This window comes from Streptomyces sp. NPDC002623, from assembly GCF_053592635.1.
The window spans coordinates 147,585-164,327 of the sequence record NZ_JBSFWB010000018.1; the positions used below are offsets into that span (position 1 = coordinate 147,585).

The following is a 16,743-nucleotide window of genomic DNA, read 5'->3' on the forward strand; positions in this document are numbered from 1 at the left end:
GTTCACATCTTCGTCGCCCCCGCCGCGAGGTCCCGCAGGAAGTGGCGCGCGCCGATCAGGAAGACGATGATCAGCGGGATCACGCTCATCAACGCCCCGGCCATCACCAGGGAGTAGTCGGTGTTGTAGAGGACGTTGAGGTTGGCCAGGGCGACCTGGAGGGTGACCTTCTCCGGGTCGATCATGACGACCAGCGGCCAGATGTAGTCGTTCCAGATGCCGATGAACGTGAAGATGCCGAGGAACGCCAGGGCCGGCCGGAACAGCGGCAGAGCGATCTGCCAGTACAGCCGGAAGAACCCGGCGCCGTCGATCCGTCCGGCGTCCAGCAGTTCGTCGGGCAGCGAGTTCTGCGCGTACTGGCGCATCCAGAAGATGCCGAAGGCGTTGGCCGCGCCGGGGATGATCAGCGCCTTCAGCGAGCCCGCCCAGCCGAACTCGGCCATGGTGACGAACTGCGGCACCAGCGCCAGCTGCGCGGGGATCATGTACGTGATCAGCAGCATGCCGAAGAGGAACTTCTTCGCCGGGAACTCGTACTTGGCGAACGCGAACGCGGCCAGCGAGTCGAAGAACAGCACCAGCACGGTCCCGAACACGGCGACCACGATCGTGTTGAACAGCGAACCGAAGAAGTCCACTGTGTCGAGCACCCGCCGCATGTTGTCCAGCAGATGCGGGCCGGGCACCAGCTTGGGCGGATAGCGGTAGATGTCCTGGGTGGTGCCGGAGGCCATCACCACCAGCCAGTAGAAGGGGAAGAGCGAGATCAGCACACCGAGCAGCAGCGCCGCCCGGACACAGATCCGGGTGAACCTGCTGCCGGCGCCGATGGCGAGCCCGGCGTTGCCGGTCGCCCGGTCATGGGAGTCAGCGGCCATTGCGGGCCCCCTTCCTGCGCAGCAGCTTCGGACGGTCGTCGCGGTCGGACCCGGAGACCAGCCGCCAGTTGACGATGGTGAACACCGCGATGATCGCGAAGAGGAGCCAGCCCATCGCGGCGCCGTAGCCGAACTGGTGGTCCTTGAACGCCTTCTGCCACAGATAGAGCACGATCGTCATGCCTTCCTGGCCGGGTCCGCCCGTGGTGCCGACGTCGTCGGACTGGAAGAGCACCTGGGACTCGGTGAAGATCTGCAGGCCGTTGATGGTGGAGGTGACGGCGGCGAACAGGATCACCGGCCGCAGCTGCGGCACCACGACCCGGAACAGGGTCTGCCAGCTGTTCGCGCCGTCCACGCGGGCGGCCTCGAAGTGCTCGGTGGGGATGGCCTGGAGACCCGCCAGGAAGATCAGGGCGTTGTAGCCGACCCACCGCCAGATGATCATGATGGACAGGGCCGACTTGATCCCCCACTCGGAGGACAGCCAGCCGACGCCGTCCAGGCCGACCGCCCGCAGCGCCGAGTTGGCCAGGCCGCCCTGGGCGAAGACCGAGCCGAACACGATGGTCATCGCGACCATCGAGGTGACGTTGGGGACGAAGTACGCCACCCGGTACGCGCCGGTGAAGCGGACCTGCGAGTGCAGCAGGAACGCGAGCACCAGGGCCAGGAACAGCATCGGCACGGTGGACAGGAACCAGATCTCGAAGGTGTTGAGCACCGAGTGCCAGAACACCGAGTCCTCGATCAGCCAGCCGTACTGCTGGAGGCCGACGAAGCGCATGTCACCGATGCCGTCCCAGTCCTGGAAGGACAGGTACAGGGAGAAGACCACCGGGAACGCGCCGAAGACAGCGAACAGCGCGTAGAACGGGGAGATGGCGAGGAGCGGCGGGACGACTCGCCTGCGCCGGCCCGGCACACCGGAGCGGCCGACGCCACGACTACGGCGTCCAGGGCGCCGTTCGTCGGCCGGCGGTGCGCCCGCCGGGTCGAGAACCGTGGCCATGTCAGCTCACCCCCAGCCGGGACAGTGTGGTCTCGGCGGTGTTCACGGCGTCCCGCCAGGCCCGGTCGGCGTTCTTGCCGAGCATCTCCACATTGGTCAGCTCCTGGAAGAACGGGGTGTTGGCGGTCTCCTCGTAGGGGCTGAAGTAGACGACCGGGGCCTTCTGGGCGGCGGGGCCGAAGACGTCGATGGGCCGCTGACCGCCGAAGAAGGGGTCGGCCTTGTGCATCGCGGGGTCGGCGTAGGCGGCCGGAGTGGTGGGGAACAGGGACATCTCCTGGTAGCTCTTGAGCTGGTTCTCCGGGCCGAGCAGCCACTTCAGGAAGGCGAAGGCGCCCTCCGGGTCACGGCAGTAGCGGGTCAGGGTGAGGTACGAGCCGCCGTAGTTGGCCGGGCCGTCCGGCATGGTCGTCAGCCGCCAGGCGCCGGACGTCTTCGGCGCGGTGTCCTTCAGTCCGTTGATCGCCCACACCGCGGTGGTCATGGTGGCGATCCGGCTGCCGCTCATGGCCGCGTTGTAGTCGGGCGTGCCGTCCCTGATCCGGGCGCTGAGGCCCTGGCGGAGGATCTCCAGGGACAGGTCCCAGGCACGTCTGACGTGCGCCTGGTCGCCGATGAAGCGGTTGTCGGCGTCCACGAACTGCTTGGTGCTCTGGAGCAGGATCTGCTGGAAGACGTTGCCGACGTTGCTCACCAGGTACGGCTTGCCGGGCGCCTTCGCCCGGAGCGTCACTCCGGCCTCGAGGTACTTCTCCCAGGTGGCGGCGGCCTCGGCGACCTCCTGCGGCTCATCGGGCAGCCCGGCCTTCGCGAAGAGATCGTTGCGGTAGTAGAGCGCGGTGGGTCCGGCGTCGAGGGGGAAGCCGATCATCCGGCCCGACGGGGTGAAGCAGCTCTTCCACTTCCAGTCGAGGTACTGGTCGCGGACGCTCTCGGCGCCGACCGTCCGCAGGTCCAGGAACTCGCTCTCGTCGGGGAAGAACGTGGCGAGGTTGTCGGAGTTCGCGACCGTCAGGTCCGGCACATAGGCGCGGGCGGCCAGGCTGGTGCGCACCTTCGAGTCGATGTCGCCGTCGGGGATCTGCGCGCCTTTCACCCGCACCCCCGGCACGCCGGGCACGGCGCGCGCGGCGGTGGAGAGCAGCGTCTCGCTCAGCGCGCCCTTCCAGTACCACAGGCTCAGGTGATCCGTGCCGGCCGAGGCCGAGCCGCTGTCGGCCCCGCATCCCGACAGGCCCAGGAGGGCGCCGCCGACGCCGCCGAGGGAGGCCCCCAGCAGACGACGGCGGGACAGCGTTCGGTGTTCCATCACGCACTCGCTTCACGAGAAGGGGAAAACGCGAGGACAACGATGTCGGCGGATGGTTCCGGGCTCTGGCCGACAGCGTCAGACGGGCCGTGAACGTTCACGTGAACGTTGCCGTCGAGTATTGGGGCGGCCGAAAACCACTGTCAAGACACGTACATCGGCAATGTGTTGACACCGTGTCAGTGCGGGTGACCGGTCAGGCGGAGGCCCGCACCACCAGCTCGGGGATCACCCAGGCGTCCGCGCCGCTCAGCGGTTCCTGGCCCGCGCGCAGCCGGGCCACCTGCTCGACGGCCAGCCGTCCCAGCCGGCGTTTGTCCAGGTGCAGGGTGGTCAGGGCGGGCTCCACCAGCTCGCCCAGCGACAGCCCGTCGAAGCCCATGACGGCGAGGTCGTCGGGGATCCGCCGGCCGCGACGGCGGGCGGCGCGCATCGCGCCGACGGCGATCAGGTCGTTGAAGCCGAAGACCGCGGTGATCTCGGGCCGGGCGTCCAGGAGGCGCTCCATGCCCGCCTCGCCGCCTGCCACGCTGTGCTCCGGGGACAGCACGATCCAGCTGTCGTCGACGGACAGGCCGTGCCGCCGGACCTCGGCCAGGAACGCCTCCCGCCGGGCACCGGGCACCGTGAGCCGGTCGCCGTCCACCATGCCGATCCTGCGGTGACCCGCGCCCACCAGATGGGCGATCCCCTGTTCCAGACCGGCCGCGGCGTCGATGCCCACGGCCGCGAACCGGGTCTGCTGCGGGCCGCGTTCGAGCAGCACGAGCGGCACCCCGCCGAGGTGCCGGGCGAGGACCTCGTCCTCGTTCTTGAAGTAGCCCACGACCGCGTCCGCCTGGTGGGACAGCACGTCGAGCGCCTCACGCTCCCTGGCGTAGTCGATGCGGGAGTCCCACACCACGACCTGCCAGCCGCGCTGCTCGGCGGCCTCCAGCACCCCGGCGGCCACCTCGGGGAAGAACGGGTTCATCAGGTCCGGGATCACCAGCCCGGCCGTCACCGCCCCCTTGCGGACCAGCCCCCGGGCGAACCGGCTCGGCCGGTAGTTCAGCAGCCGCGCCGCCTCCAGCACGCGTTCCTTGGTGGCCGGGTCGATCTCGCCCTTGTCGTTGACGGCCCGGGAGACCGTCTGGCGCGAGACTCCGGCCAACCGGGCGACGTCATGGATCGTGGCCCGGCGGCTGGGACCGCCGGACTCGTCGACACGCGGCTCCCGCGGCTCCCGCGGCTCCCGCGGCTGATCGTCGGCCCACACGCTGTGCACTGTATCCGGCCATCACGTGAATGCTCCCCTGTCGTCCGGCAGGTGCGCCTCGCGGGCGGCAGCCGGAGTCCCGGGTCGGAAGGGGCGCGCCGTAGCCGGAGTCCCGGGTCAGAGCGGGCGGGCCGTAGCCGAAGTCCCGGGTCAGAGCGGGCGGGCCGTAGCCGGAGTCCCGCGTCGGAACGGGCGGGCCGTAGCCGGAGTCCCGGTCAGAACAGCGCGCTGTAGCCGTTGAGCGCGGGCTGGCCGCCGAGGTGGGCGTAGAGCACGGTGGAGTCCGCGGCGATCTCGCCGCCGGCGACCAGGTCGATCATCCCGGCCATCGACTTCCCCTCGTACACCGGGTCGGTGACCATTCCCTCGGTGCGGGCCGCGAGCCGCATCGCGGCCAGGGTCGTCTCGTCCGGGACGCCGTAGACGCCGGCGTGCCAGCGCTCGTCCAGCTCGACGTCCTCGACGGTCAACTCGCTGCGCACGCCGATCAGTCGACCGGTGCGGTGAGCGATGCGGGCGACCTGCTCGCGGGTCTCGGCGGGCTTGGCCGAGGCGTCGATGCCGATCACCCGGCGGGCCCGGCCGCCCGCCTCCTCCAGCGCGGCGAACCCGGCGACCATCCCGGCCTGCGTCGAGCCGGTCACCGAGCACACGATCACGGTGTCGAAGAAGACGCCCGACTCACGTTCCTGCTCGGCGACTTCGTACGCCCAACCGGCGAAGCCGAGCCCGCCGAGCGGATGGTCGGAGGCCCCGGCCGGGATGGCGTACGGCTTTCCGCCCGCCTCCTCGACGTCCCTGAGCGCCTGCTCCCAGCTCTCCTTGAAGCCGATTCCGAACCCGGCCCGGACGAGCCGTACATCGGCTCCGGCGAGCCTGCTGATCAGGATGTTGCCGACCTTGTCGTACACGGAGTCGGGCCAGTCCACCCAACTCTCCTGCACCAGCACGCACTTCAGCCCGGCCCGGGCGGCGACGGCCGCGACCTGACGGGTGTGGTTGGACTGCACCCCGCCGATCGACACGAGCGTGTCGCACCCCTGCGCGAGCGCGTCGGCGACCAGGTACTCCAGTTTGCGGGTCTTGTTCCCGCCGTACGCGATCCCGGAGTTGCAGTCCTCCCGCTTGGCCCAGAGGGCGGCTCCGCCGAGGTGGGCGGTGAGCCGTTCCAGCGGGTGGATCGGCGAGGGGCCGAAGAGCAGGGGGTAACGCTCGTACGAGGACAGGGACTTGGGGGACATGGAGCCTCCTTGGCTCAGTCGGTGTCGGCCGGATCGGCCGGATCGGCCGGATCGGCCAAGCGGGCCGAGTCGGCGAGGGTCCGCCAGATCTCCGCCGTGACCCGGACCGCCTCGTCCACGTCACCGTCGGCGCAGGCCTCGATCAGGCGTCCGTGCAGTCCGGCCGAACGGCAGGTGCCGCCCTCGCCGAAGCGCCGCCGCTCCAGCCGCCGGATGAGCGGGGTGTAGCGGGCGACGGTGGCGGCGGCCGCGCGGTTGCCGGCGGCCCGGACGAGGATGTCGTGGAGTTCGTCGTCGGCGCGCAGGGCGGCGTCGACGTCACCGGCGCCGACCGCGGCCGTGAAGCGCTCGTTGGCCGCGCGCATCCCTTCGACGTCCGCCGCGAACAGCCGGGGCACCGCGACCCGGGTGACCAGCTCGTGCATCGCGCCGACGACGGCCGCCGCGTCCCGAACGTCGGCCGCGACGACCGGGGTGACCCGCGTGTAGCTCTGCGGCTTGCTCTCCAGCAGCCCCTCGTCGACGAGCCGCGCGAACGCCTCCCGCACGGGCGCCCGGGACAGCCCCAGCCGCTCCGCGAGATCGGCGTCGCGGACCACCGTGCCGGGGGCGATGTCCCCGGCCACGATGGCGTCCCGGATCGCTGCGTAGGCGCGGTCCCTGAGGAGGGTGCGGGGTACGGCTTCCATGAACTGAAATGTTAGATATCAGTCTGCCGGGCGGCAAGGGTGCGGCTCGCGAAGAGTCCGGCCGCCGAAGAGTCCGGCTCGCGCCGTGCAGGACCGGCCCGGTAGCCGTCCGTCGGGCCCGTCCAGTAGACGACCGGTCGTACACTCGAGGTCATGGGACGGACCAGCGATGCCCGGGAGAAGATCCTCGGCGCCGCGCAGACGCTGATCGAGCTGCGCGGTTACTCGGCGCTCGGAGTGGCCGAGATCTGCAAGACGGCCGGGGTGCCCAAGGGCAGCTTCTACTACTTCTTCGAGTCCAAGGAAGCGCTCGCGCTGGCCGTCGTCGACGAGCACTGGGCGGAGCAGCGGCGGGCGTGGACGGCCGTGCTGACCGGCGCCGCGGAACCGCTGCAGCGCCTGCGGCGGCTGTTCGAGGAGACGGAGGCCGGGCAGCGTGCCGGGCAGCGGGGCTGCGGAACCGTCGCGGGGTGCCTGTTCGGGAACCTCACGCTGGAGCTGAGCAACCAGACCGAAGCCGTCCGCGTCCGGCTCCAGGAGATCTTCGAGGCGCAGGTCGAGATGGTCGAGGCGGTCGTCGCCGAGGCGCTCGGGCGCGGCGAGATCAGTGTCGCCGACACCGGGGCGGCCGCACGGGCGGTCGTCGCCCAGCTGGAGGGCCAGGTCATGTTCGCCAAGCTCTACAACGACACCGACCGGCTCAGCCCCCTCTGGGACAACTGCCTGGCGCTGCTGGGCGCGGCACGCGAACCGCGGGTGAGCCCGGTCGGGGCCAGGGCCGAGGCCGGGGCCTGACGGCGAGCCCGGCTGGCGGGAGGCGGCTGACGGCTGGCGGCTGGCGGCTGGCGGCTGGCGGCTGGCGGCTGGCGGCTGGCGGCTGGCGGGAAGCTGGTCGCCGTCCGAAGGCGGTCTCGTCAAGTGTCGCCTTGGTTCGTGGCCGGTTGCCGGGGCGTGGGCCGTCGCCGTGTGCGTACGGCGGCTGCGGGGTGCCGAAGGCCGACGCGCAGCGCCGCCGCGGCTGCCGCGGATGTGAGGACCACCGCGGCGGCCAGGAGCAGTGCCGGGCGGTAGCCGTCGCCGAGCAGTGGGGTGACGGCCAGTGGGCCGAGGATCTGGCCGACGGAGTAGCCGGCGGTCAGCAGCCCCACCGAGCGGTGGACCTGAAGCCGGGCACCTGTGGCCAGGGCCAGCGTGCTGATCCCGATGAAGGTCGCGCCGAACAGCACAGCGGAGAGCAGGGCCGCCGCGACACCGCTCACCAGCGCGGGCAGAGCGATGCCCACCGCCTGCACGACCAGCGCGGCGAGCAGCAGGTCGGGCAGGGGCCGGCGGCGTCCGAGCCGGGTCCACAGCGCCGAGGACGGCACGGCCGCCAGGCCGACCAGCACCCAGGCGGCGCTGCCGACCCAGCCGGGCGAGGTCTGTGCGACCGCGGCGACCAGGAAGGTCCCGGCGACTATGTAACCGGTGCCTTCCAGGGTGTAGGAGGCGAGCAGGACGGCGAACCAGCGACGCCGGTGCCTGGTGGTGGTCGGACGCCCGGCCTCATCCTCGACCGATGCGACCGATGCGACCGATGCCGCCGGTACCGGTGGTACCGGTGGTACCGGTGGCGCGGGGAGTTCGAGGCGCAGTCGCCATGCCGCACCGGCGAGGAGGGCGGTGAGTGCGGCCGAGGCCCACCAGACCGCCCGCCAGTCGGCGACCGGGCTCAGACCCAGGACGAGCAGACCGGACGCCGCGATACCGGCGCCGACCCCGCCGAAGGCCCAGCCGGGCAGGTGCGCCGGATGCCCGCGCAGGAGGCCCAGTATGGAGGTCACCGCGATGACGAACACCAGGGCGCTGGCCACCCCGGCGAGCAGCCGCAGCGCCAGCCACACCGTCGTGCTGTGGGTGACCGGCATCGCGGCCAGACTTCCGGTCAGCGCGACCAGGGACGTGCGCAGGGCGGCCGGTGAGCGGACCAGTCCGGGGATCAGGGTGCCGGCGAGCGCTCCGCCGAGATAGCCCACGTAGTTGGCGGTCGCCAGGTGCGCACCGGCGCTCGCGGACAGTCCCGCCTGCGTCTGCATCAGCGGCAGGACCGGCGTGTAGACGAGACGGCCGACTCCCATCCCGGCGGCCAGCGCGGCCGCCGTCCGGGCGACATGGGCCCAGGGAGCCTTCACCGCCTGCCGTCGGCGGCGTCCCGGCCGGGGTCGTTGGGGTGGGACTCGAGCGCGGTGACGGTGAGGGTCATCCACGGGCGCAGCGGCAGTGTGCCGAGCACCTTCTCGTGGAGTTCCGCCTCGTCGGCGGCGCGCCAGACGCCGATGCTGCGCAGTTCGCCGACCGGCCGCCACAGTCGGGCCAGGTGGCCGGTGGCGGCCAGTTCGCGAGCCCGGACGGCTTCGGCGGCGCGCCGTTCGTCGACCTCGTTCTGACGGGTGCCCTCGGGGACGGTGGTGGTGATCTCGACCAGGAACTCTCGCATCGTCCTGCTCCGCTCGGTCATGTCAGCTCAGGTCAGTTCAGTTCAGGTCATCGTCCGCCCGGCGCCGCACCGGCGGCCACGACCGCCGTGCTCCCTGCTGGTAGGAACAGCCTCCCAGCGGCCTGCCTCGGACGTAGCATGGCGGGCGTGGAGCTGCGCCAACTGCGGTACTTCGTCGCCGTCGCCGAGGAGCTGAACTTCGGGCGGGCCGCCGAGCGGCTCCTGATCGCCGGTCCGTCCCTGTCCCAGCAGATCAAGGCGCTCGAGCGCGACCTCGGCGTGCGCCTCTTCGACCGCGACCGCCGTTCGGTGTCGCTCACCCCGGCCGGCTCCGCCCTGCTCCCGCACACCCGCGCCCTGCTGGAACGGGCCGACGACCTCCAGGTCCGGGCACGCCGGCTGTCGGGCTCGCAACCGGTGCGCCTCGGGTACGTCAACTGGCTTCCGGCGGATCTGACCCGACGCACCTCCGCCGCGGCCCAGGTCCACCTCGACGCATGGGTCGCGCCCTCGCACACCCAGGCCGCCCGGGTCGCGGACGGCAGCCTCGACCTCGCCGTGTGCTGGGTGCGCAACGAGGATCTGAAGCGGCACGGGCTGCGGGCCCGGCTCCTCGGCGCCGACCGGCTCTACGCCGTCGCCACGGGTGCCGACTCCACCGACGTACCGGCCCGGGACACCGACGTCCTCATCGACGACGACGTCATCTCCTGGGCGTCCTGGAACGTCTACGCCGAGGAGTTGACGCAGGCCGGCGGGGCCCGTGAGGTGCGCATCTCCGACGGGGCGGTGACCGGTGCCGCCTTCTTCGACCACGTCCGCCGCTGCCGTCGTCCGGTCGTCAACTGCCCCAAGGGGCAGACCGCTTCGCTGCCGTCCGACCTGGTCCGCCGGGAGATCGTCGGGCCGAAGGTGTACTGGACCTGGTCCCTGGTCCGGCGCGAGACGGAGGCGCGTGCGGAGGTCCTCGCCGTCGTCGACGCCCTGTGCGACGGCGTCGGCGCCGACGCCCTCGGGATCCACGCCCCGGACGCCTGGCTGCCCGCCGACGACCCGTACGCACTCCCCCGCTGACCCGTACCGACCTGCGCTGACCCGCGCCGACCTGCGTTGGGAGCCTGCTCCTCCCAGGCGGGAGGAAACAGGTCCCGGCCAGCACCCTCCTGACCTTTGACGTCGACCGCCGAGCGACTTACGTTCTGAATAGTCGACCGGTCGGCTAGTAACCGGCAGCGAGGTGCGCACCGGCCCGGTCATCTCATCGCACCTCACCTCATCGCATCACACGGCATCGCATCACACGGCATCGCATCACACGGCATCGCATCGCATTCAGGAGAAGATCACCATGAGCGTTCAGCACCAGAAGGTCGCCATCGTCACCGGCGCGTCACAGGGCATCGGCGCCGGACTGGTCGACGCCTACCGCAAGCTCGGTTACGCCGTCGTCGCCACCTCGCGCACCATCGCGCCCTCCGACGACGCCGACCTCGTCACCGTCCAGGGCGACATCGCCGACCCCGCCACCGCCGAACGCGTCATCGCGGCCGGCGTGGAGCGGTTCGGCCGGATCGACACGCTGGTCAACAACGCGGGCGTGTTCGTCGCCAAGCCCTTCACCGACTACACCGTTGACGACTACGCCACGGTGACCGGCGTGAACCTCGACGGGTTCTTCCACATCACCCGACTGGCCGTCGAGCGGATGCTGGAGCAGGGCGGCGGGCACATCGTCAGCATCACCACCAGCCTCGTCGACAGCGCCGACTCCAGGGTGCCCTCCGTGCTGGCCTCGCTGACGAAGGGCGGTCTGCAGTCCGCGACCAAGTCCCTCGCCATCGAGTACGCCGCTCGTGGCATCCGCGCCAACGCCGTTTCGCCGGGCACCATCAAGACGCCGATGCACGCCGAGGAGACGCACGACTTCCTGGCCGCGCTGCACCCCGTCGGCCGGATGGGCGAGCAGAGCGACATCGTCGACGCGGTCGTCTACCTGGAGAACGCCCCGTTCGTCACCGGCGAGATCCTCCACGTCGACGGCGGCATGAGCGCCGGCCACTGACCGAGCGGAACGCCCGGACCGAACGCCCCAGCCGCACGAACCGAACGCCCGATCCGACCGGGAGAATCCCATGACCAGCACAGCAGACGACGAGACGATCCTGCGCGGCGTCCTCGACCGGTGGAAGACGGCCGTCGACGGGCACGAGCCCGAGCAGGTCGCCGCCCTGTTCACCGAGGACGCGATCTTCCAGGGGCTGCACCCCTACAGCGTGGGGCGGCCGGGAGTCGCGGAGTACTACGCCTCCCAGCCGCTCGGCATGACGGCCGACTACCGGATCCTCGAGACGAGACGCCTCGCCGACGGCCTCGTCCTCGGCTACCAGAGCGTGGACTTCGCGTTCACCGACCGGCCCACGCTCTCCGTCCACCTCGCGGTCCTGGCGAAGCGGGTGGCGGCGGACTGGTACATCAGCCACTACCAGGTGTCGCGCCTCGGCTGACCGCAAGGCCGGACGCAGGGCAGGTCGCAGGGCCGACCACAAGGCCGGCCCTGCGACCTGGCCATGCCACCCGGCCCTGCAACCTGGCCCTGCGACCGGCCGTCAGGCAGCCCACGGCCAGTCGGCGTTCCGGGCCGCCTCCAGCAGGGGAACCATCCGGAAAGCCGCGTCCGAGAGGCCGCCGAAGGTGTGGCGGTTGGCCTTTCCGGACGGGCCGTGGCCCGCTCGGTAGCCGGCCAGGTTCCAGGTGTACACCGGGATGTGCGCCGGGATCTGCTCGGTCGGGTCGCCGTGGTGGTTGTAGGCGTACTGCTCGTCGGTGACGATCAGCACCCGGTCCTGGCCCCGGTAGTGCGCGCGGATCGCCGAGGTGGTGTCGGTGCCGCCCAGGTCGCCGAAGCGACCCAGAATCTTCAGCACCGACTCGCCCTGGTCGAACGTCAGGCGCCGGCTGTTGGTGCCGAACTCGACGAGGTCCGCGTCCGCCGCCCGCAGTGCGAGCGCCGTGCCGAAGATCGCCGCCGCGTCGGCCCGGTTGAGCTCCGAGCGGTCCGACAGCCGCGAGTAGAACATCGAGCCCGAGCGGTCGACGAGCACCAGCGTGCGGCCGGGCAGCGCGGGCACGTTGGCCAGCGAGTGGCCGAGCGCCTGCTCCAGCGGGTACGCCCAGCGCAGCGAGGGCGCGTGCTGGTATGCGGCGAGGTACCGGAACGGGAACTGCCGCGAGCGCGCGACCTCCGCCGGGTCGCTGATCTTCGCCGCGACCCGTGCCGCGACCTCGTCGGACACCCCGGCCTGGTCGAAGTTGCGCAGGTTGCGGACCAGCGCCATCGCGCCCATCGACGGAATCACCGCCTCCCAGGCCGCCTTGTCCATCGGACCCTGCAGCCAGCCCGCCAGCGCCTCCCAGGTCATCCCGGCCGCCGCGAGCCGCTCGGCCCCGGCCGGCGAGGTGACCACCGCGCGTCGGTCCTCTACGGGCAGCGCCATCAGCTCGCGGTGCGCGGTCAGGACCCGGTTCGAGGCGGGCGGCACGGCGGTGTCCGGGTTGTGCCGGCGGTCGAGGGCGTACTGGAACAGCTCGCCCTGCCACGGCTTGTCCGGGTCCGGCGCCGCGTGCACGAGGTTGAGGATGTCGCCGAAGCGGTAGCCCTTGGACGCGGTGTCGTACTTCAGCAGCGACTTGCCGCCGTACAACCGTCGGACGGCGTCGGCGACGCCCCGCTTGACGGGCTTGGGAACGTTGCGGCCGTACACGCTCGTCCAGTAGGCGAGCAGCTCGCCGGGCTCGTCGGGCCGCTGCAGCACGGAGTCCACGACCTGCCGGTTCGACGGACCGTCGGTCGCGCCCGCGTCGAGGCGCGCCTTGACGTACTCGGCGGCGCCGACGACCGCGGCCGTACGGAGGTTGCCCGCGCCGCGCAGCCAGCCGAGCAGGCCGGCCGTCCAGGACGGGTCGCTGACGGCGAGTTCCCGCACGAGCTTCGCGAACCGGTCGTCGCGGTCGGAGCCGGACTCGTAGAAGGTCTTCTGGGAGACCAGATTGGAGACGGCGAGCAGGAAGAGCTCGGAGCGCGCGTCCCGCTCCTGGCCGCGGCCGCCCTGGTGGGTGCGGAGCACCCGGCCGGTGGTGGTCACGGGCGAGGTGGACTGCGCCTTGGTCGCACGGATGTTGAAGCGGGCCATGATGAATTCCCCCGAATTCGTCGGACGACCTTTCGATCGCGTTGACGACCTTTCGGTCGCGTTTCGGAGGGAGGCACAGCAAAAGGAGGGTGCCCGAGGTCGAAGTCGACTGCGGTTGCTTATAACTGGCGCGTCTTCCGTTCCGCCACATCGCTTGATGCGATGACGGGATTCGAACCCGCACGGGGATTCTCACCCCACCAGCTCCCGAAGTATCCGCCGCCTGCGCACCGGGCACCCACCATGTGCTGCGCCTCCCGAGATCAATTCGGCGGCGGCCTGGATTCTTTGAAAGAGAAGTAGCCGCAGCCTGCGCACCGGGAGGTGCATGAAGTTGTGGTGTCCAGAGTTCAGGTCGGCGGAACCGACATTAGGTGCTCTAACCCCTGAGCTACACCGGCGCGTTGTACCGGTGGCGGGACTCGAACCCGCGGCCGCCCCATTATCAGTGGAAGTAGGTCCTGCCTTCGCACCTGGACGTGCATCACTCTAGGAGGCGTGCCGCGGGGCGGGCGAGCGAATTAAATTCAGCCGCGCTTCTGCCGCTTCCAGGGGCCGGTGATGGCCAGCATGATTCCCGGGTCCTGGATGTTGGCGAACAGGGTGTGGCCGTCGGGGGAGAAGGTCACGCCGGTGAACTCGCTGTACTCGGGCTCGTCCTCGGTGCCCATGTTCAGTTCGTTGCGGGCGATGGGGTAGGTGCGGCCGCTGTCGGTGGCGCCGAACAGGTGCTGGACGCCCTCGCCGTCCTCGGCGATGACGAGGCCGCCGTAGGGGGAGACGGTGATGTTGTCGGGGCCGTCGAAGGCGCCGTCGACGGACGGGTCGGGGTTCACGCCGAGCAGCACCTTCAGGGTCAGCGTGCGGCGCTTGGGGTCGTAGAACCAGACGGCGCCGTCATGCTGGACGGGGCTCTCGCCACGGGCGTAGGAGGAGACGATGTAGGTGCCGCCGTCGCCCCACCACATGCCCTCCAGCTTGCGGGCGCGGGTGACCTGTCCGTCGGCGAACTGCTTGCGAACGGGCACCGACTTGGCGTCGCGGTCGGGGACGTCGATCCAGTCGACCCCGTACACCGTGCCGATCTTCGTGGCGCGGGAGAGGTCGTCGACGAACTTGCCGCCGGAGTCGAAGCACTTGAAGGCCTGCAGGACGCCGGCGTCGTCGGCGAGGGTGCGCAGCTTGCCGCGGCCGTGGTGGAAGCCGGCCGGCGGGGTCCAGCGGTAGAGCAGGCCGTTGGGGCCGGAGGCGTCCTCGGTGAGGTAGGCGTGACCGCGCTTGGGGTCGATGACGACGGCCTCGTGGGCGTAACGGCCCAGCGCCTTGATCGGCTTGGGGTTCCGGTTGGCGCGGCGGTCCTCGGGGTCGACCTCGAAGACATAGCCGTGGTCCTTGGTCATGCCGTTCTGGCCGGCCTTGTCCTCGGTCTCCTCGCAGGTGAGCCAGGTGTCCCAAGGGGTGCTGCCGCCCGCGCAGTTGGTGGAGGTGCCGGCGATGCCGACCCACTCGGCGACCTTGTTGCCGGGGCGTACCTCGACGACCGTGCAGCCGCCGGAGGCCGCCGGGTCGTAGACGAGGCCCTCGGTGAGCGGGACGGGGTGCTCCCAGCCGGAGCGCGGGCCCTTCAGCTCGTGGTTGTTGACGAGCAGGGTCGCGCCGCGCGGGCCGCAGAAGGCGGCGGTGCCGTCGTGGTTGGACGGGGTGATCTCGCCGGACTCCAGCTTGGTCTTCCCGCTGTAGGTGATGACGCGGTATTCGAACCCGGCGGGCAGCGCGAGGATGCCGTCGGGGTCGGGGAGCAGCGGTCCGTAGCCGACCCCGTGGTGCCCGGTCGCCGACGCCTGCGACGCGTCCGCGGTGTCTTCGGCGTCCGTGGACGCGAGGGCGTTCGGCGCGGTGGCGAGGGCGCCGACGCTGCCCGCCAGCGCGACCCCGGCTCCGGTGATCGCGGAGGTTCTGGCGAAGTCCCTGCGGGTGAGCGACATGGTGTCTCCTGTGACGGTGGATGTGCCGTGGAGGGTGGCGAACCTCGGTCCGGCGACACCGTCCCGCCCATGCCTGAACGGGAGTTGAACGGGGGGCGACTTCAGCGGACCCGCTTCCGTGAATCCGGCCCGGGGGCGCCCGGGAGGAGCCGTCAGCCCCCCTGCTGCGACCGCGCCTTGAACGCCGCCTTGCGCGCCTCCTTCGCGATGCGCTTGTCGGGGTGCAGACGGCCCATCGCCTCCAGGACGTCCGGGGTCGCCGGGTGGTCGACGCGCCAGGCCGCCGCGAAGAAGCCGCTGTGCTGCTGGGCGAGCCCCTCGACGAGGGCCTGGAGTTCCTCGGAGTTGCCCTCGGCGGCGAGCTGGGCGGCCAGGGTGTCGATGGTGAGCCAGAAGACGAGGTCCTCGGACGGTGGGGGTACGTCCGCGGCGCCGAGCTCGCTCAGCCACACGCGCGCGAGACCGCCGAGTTCGGCGTCGTCGAGGACCTCGCGCACGGCGGGTTCGGCCTGGGCGCCGACCAGCGAGAGGGCCTGCTGGCAGCGCAGGCGGCGCAGCGGTGCGCCGGGGTCGGAGCCGCGGGCGGCGGCCAGCAGATCCCGGGCGGCGGCGAGGGGTTCGCGGTGGGCGAGCCAGTGCTCGGTCTCGGCGAGCGCGGCGCGCGGGCCGTAGCCGGCGCTGCCGTCGAGGAGGGCGTCGGCGCCCTTGTCGGCGAGATCGCCGACGGCCGGGGCGTCGAAGCCGGCCTCCAGCAGCCGGGCCCGCAGCCCGTAGAGGCCGAGCGGGGTGAGCCGGACCATGCCGTAACGGGAGACGTCGGTCTCGTCGACCGGGGCGGCGGGCTCCTCCTCGGGATCCGCCATCAGGGCCTCGTCGACGGGCTGGTAGGCGACGAGGCCGATGGGCTCCAGCAGCCGGAACTGGTCGTCGAGCCGCATCATCGCGTCCGAGACCTGCTCCAGGACGTCGTTGGTGGGCTCGTCCATGTCACCGGGGATGATCATGGAGGCGGCGAGCGCGGGGAGCGGGACGGGGCCGTCGCCGGGGCCCTCCTCGTTGGCGGTCAGCAGATAGAGGTTGCCGAGCACGCCGTCGAGGAACTCGGCCTCGGCCTCGGGGTTCCAGTCGAGCCGGGAGAAGTCGACCTGACCGCCCTCGTCCATCGCGTCCATCAGCTCGTCCAGGTCGGGGACGGCCGCGTCGGCGAGCACGGTCTCCAGGGCGCCGAGCCAGACGGCGAGGATGTCGTGCGGGGAGCCGCCGGTCAGCAGGGCCAGCTCCTCGCCGGCGGTGACGGTGCCGGCCTCGTCGTCGACGACCTCCACGAGCCCTGCGTCCACGGCGACCCGCCAGGCCTCGCTCGCGTGGCCGGCGGCGTCCTCCCCGGTCAGTCCGAGCGCCTCCGCGGCGGCCGCGAGCTGTTCCTCGACGAGGCCGCCGCCCGCGTCGACCCGGGTGTCGGGGCCGGCCCAGCGGGCGAGCAGGGCGGCTCGGGAGAGCAACGGCGTGGACAGCGCGTCGCGCGCCAGCTCCGCTTCGGGGTGCAGCCGCACCGGCGGCAAGGGGGAGCTGTCTGACATCGGCTGGTTCTCCTAGGGCGCGTGGTGCCACCGGCCCGCTGGGCACTGGGCCCGCTGGGGCACTGGGCCACTCAGCCTAGACGGATATGGACCCATGCCGCCCGGTTCATCTACCCGTCGGG

General features: G+C 71.4%; 15 protein-coding genes. 4 read left to right on the plus strand and 11 right to left on the minus strand.

Features of this window, described 5'->3' with window-relative positions:
* Window positions 1–2: 2 nt before the first annotated feature.
* From ACWD4O_RS29900 to ACWD4O_RS29925, 6 genes are all read right to left on the minus strand, one after another.
* Window positions 3–881, minus strand: coding sequence for a carbohydrate ABC transporter permease (locus ACWD4O_RS29900; RefSeq protein ID WP_451284546.1), 879 nt, complete (start codon window positions 879–881; stop codon window positions 3–5).
* A complete protein-coding gene (locus ACWD4O_RS29905) occupies window positions 871–1,893 on the minus strand; it encodes a carbohydrate ABC transporter permease (RefSeq protein ID WP_451284548.1) in 1,023 nt (340 codons plus the stop codon). The genes ACWD4O_RS29900 and ACWD4O_RS29905 overlap by 11 nt, the downstream gene beginning before the upstream one ends.
* 1 nt (window position 1,894) lies before the next feature.
* Entirely contained in the window at window positions 1,895–3,202 is a 1,308-nt protein-coding gene (locus tag ACWD4O_RS29910) for an ABC transporter substrate-binding protein (protein ID WP_451284550.1), read from the minus strand.
* Between the two features lie 196 nt (window positions 3,203–3,398).
* Window positions 3,399–4,460 carry a LacI family DNA-binding transcriptional regulator gene (locus tag ACWD4O_RS29915; RefSeq protein WP_451284552.1) on the minus strand — a complete coding sequence of 354 codons (1,062 nt, stop codon included), beginning with the start codon at window positions 4,458–4,460 and terminating at the stop codon, window positions 3,399–3,401.
* 215 nt (window positions 4,461–4,675) lie between these two features.
* Window positions 4,676–5,701: a 1-aminocyclopropane-1-carboxylate deaminase gene (locus tag ACWD4O_RS29920; protein ID WP_450951232.1), complete on the minus strand. Its 1,026-nt coding sequence runs from the start codon at window positions 5,699–5,701 to the stop codon at window positions 4,676–4,678.
* 14 nt (window positions 5,702–5,715) lie between these two features.
* The gene (locus ACWD4O_RS29925; protein ID WP_451284555.1) at window positions 5,716–6,390 is read right to left on the minus strand and encodes a GntR family transcriptional regulator; all 675 of its coding nucleotides are present in this window, start codon (window positions 6,388–6,390) and stop codon (window positions 5,716–5,718) included.
* 153 nt (window positions 6,391–6,543) lie between these two features.
* Here ACWD4O_RS29925 and ACWD4O_RS29930 point away from each other — a divergent pair, with 153 nt between their 5' ends.
* Complete coding sequence (locus ACWD4O_RS29930) at window positions 6,544–7,185, plus strand: TetR/AcrR family transcriptional regulator (protein ID WP_451284557.1); 642 nt, start codon at window positions 6,544–6,546, stop codon at window positions 7,183–7,185.
* 119 nt (window positions 7,186–7,304) lie between these two features.
* On the opposite strand, the gene ACWD4O_RS29935 is transcribed toward ACWD4O_RS29930, so the two are convergent.
* Complete coding sequence (locus ACWD4O_RS29935) at window positions 7,305–8,507, minus strand: YbfB/YjiJ family MFS transporter (protein WP_451284639.1); 1,203 nt, start codon at window positions 8,505–8,507, stop codon at window positions 7,305–7,307.
* 50 nt (window positions 8,508–8,557) lie between these two features.
* Window positions 8,558–8,866: a muconolactone Delta-isomerase family protein gene (locus ACWD4O_RS29940; RefSeq protein ID WP_451284559.1), complete on the minus strand. Its 309-nt coding sequence runs from the start codon at window positions 8,864–8,866 to the stop codon at window positions 8,558–8,560.
* A 138-nt stretch (window positions 8,867–9,004) separates the two neighbouring features.
* Between ACWD4O_RS29940 and ACWD4O_RS29945 the strand changes: the two genes are divergently transcribed.
* From ACWD4O_RS29945 to ACWD4O_RS29955, 3 genes are all read left to right on the plus strand, one after another.
* A complete protein-coding gene (locus ACWD4O_RS29945; protein WP_451284561.1) occupies window positions 9,005–9,940 on the plus strand; it encodes a LysR family transcriptional regulator in 936 nt (311 codons plus the stop codon).
* 274 nt (window positions 9,941–10,214) lie between these two features.
* Window positions 10,215–10,928 carry an SDR family NAD(P)-dependent oxidoreductase gene (locus ACWD4O_RS29950; protein ID WP_451284563.1) on the plus strand — a complete coding sequence of 238 codons (714 nt, stop codon included), beginning with the start codon at window positions 10,215–10,217 and terminating at the stop codon, window positions 10,926–10,928.
* A gap of 70 nt (window positions 10,929–10,998) precedes the next feature.
* Complete coding sequence (locus tag ACWD4O_RS29955) at window positions 10,999–11,370, plus strand: YybH family protein (protein ID WP_451284565.1); 372 nt, start codon at window positions 10,999–11,001, stop codon at window positions 11,368–11,370.
* Window positions 11,371–11,472: 102 nt separating this feature from the next.
* Here ACWD4O_RS29955 and ACWD4O_RS29960 read toward each other — a convergent pair whose 3' ends face one another.
* The 3 genes from ACWD4O_RS29960 to ACWD4O_RS29970 all read right to left on the minus strand — a co-directional run bounded on the left by ACWD4O_RS29960 (window position 11,473) and on the right by ACWD4O_RS29970 (window position 16,621).
* Window positions 11,473–13,056, minus strand: coding sequence for a TROVE domain-containing protein (locus ACWD4O_RS29960; RefSeq protein WP_451284567.1), 1,584 nt, complete (start codon window positions 13,054–13,056; stop codon window positions 11,473–11,475).
* Window positions 13,057–13,583: 527 nt separating this feature from the next.
* Window positions 13,584–15,041, minus strand: coding sequence for an alkaline phosphatase PhoX (locus ACWD4O_RS29965; RefSeq protein ID WP_451284569.1), 1,458 nt, complete (start codon window positions 15,039–15,041; stop codon window positions 13,584–13,586).
* Window positions 15,042–15,193: 152 nt separating this feature from the next.
* Window positions 15,194–16,621 carry a hypothetical protein gene (locus tag ACWD4O_RS29970; RefSeq protein WP_451284571.1) on the minus strand — a complete coding sequence of 476 codons (1,428 nt, stop codon included), beginning with the start codon at window positions 16,619–16,621 and terminating at the stop codon, window positions 15,194–15,196.
* Window positions 16,622–16,743 lie beyond the last annotated feature (122 nt).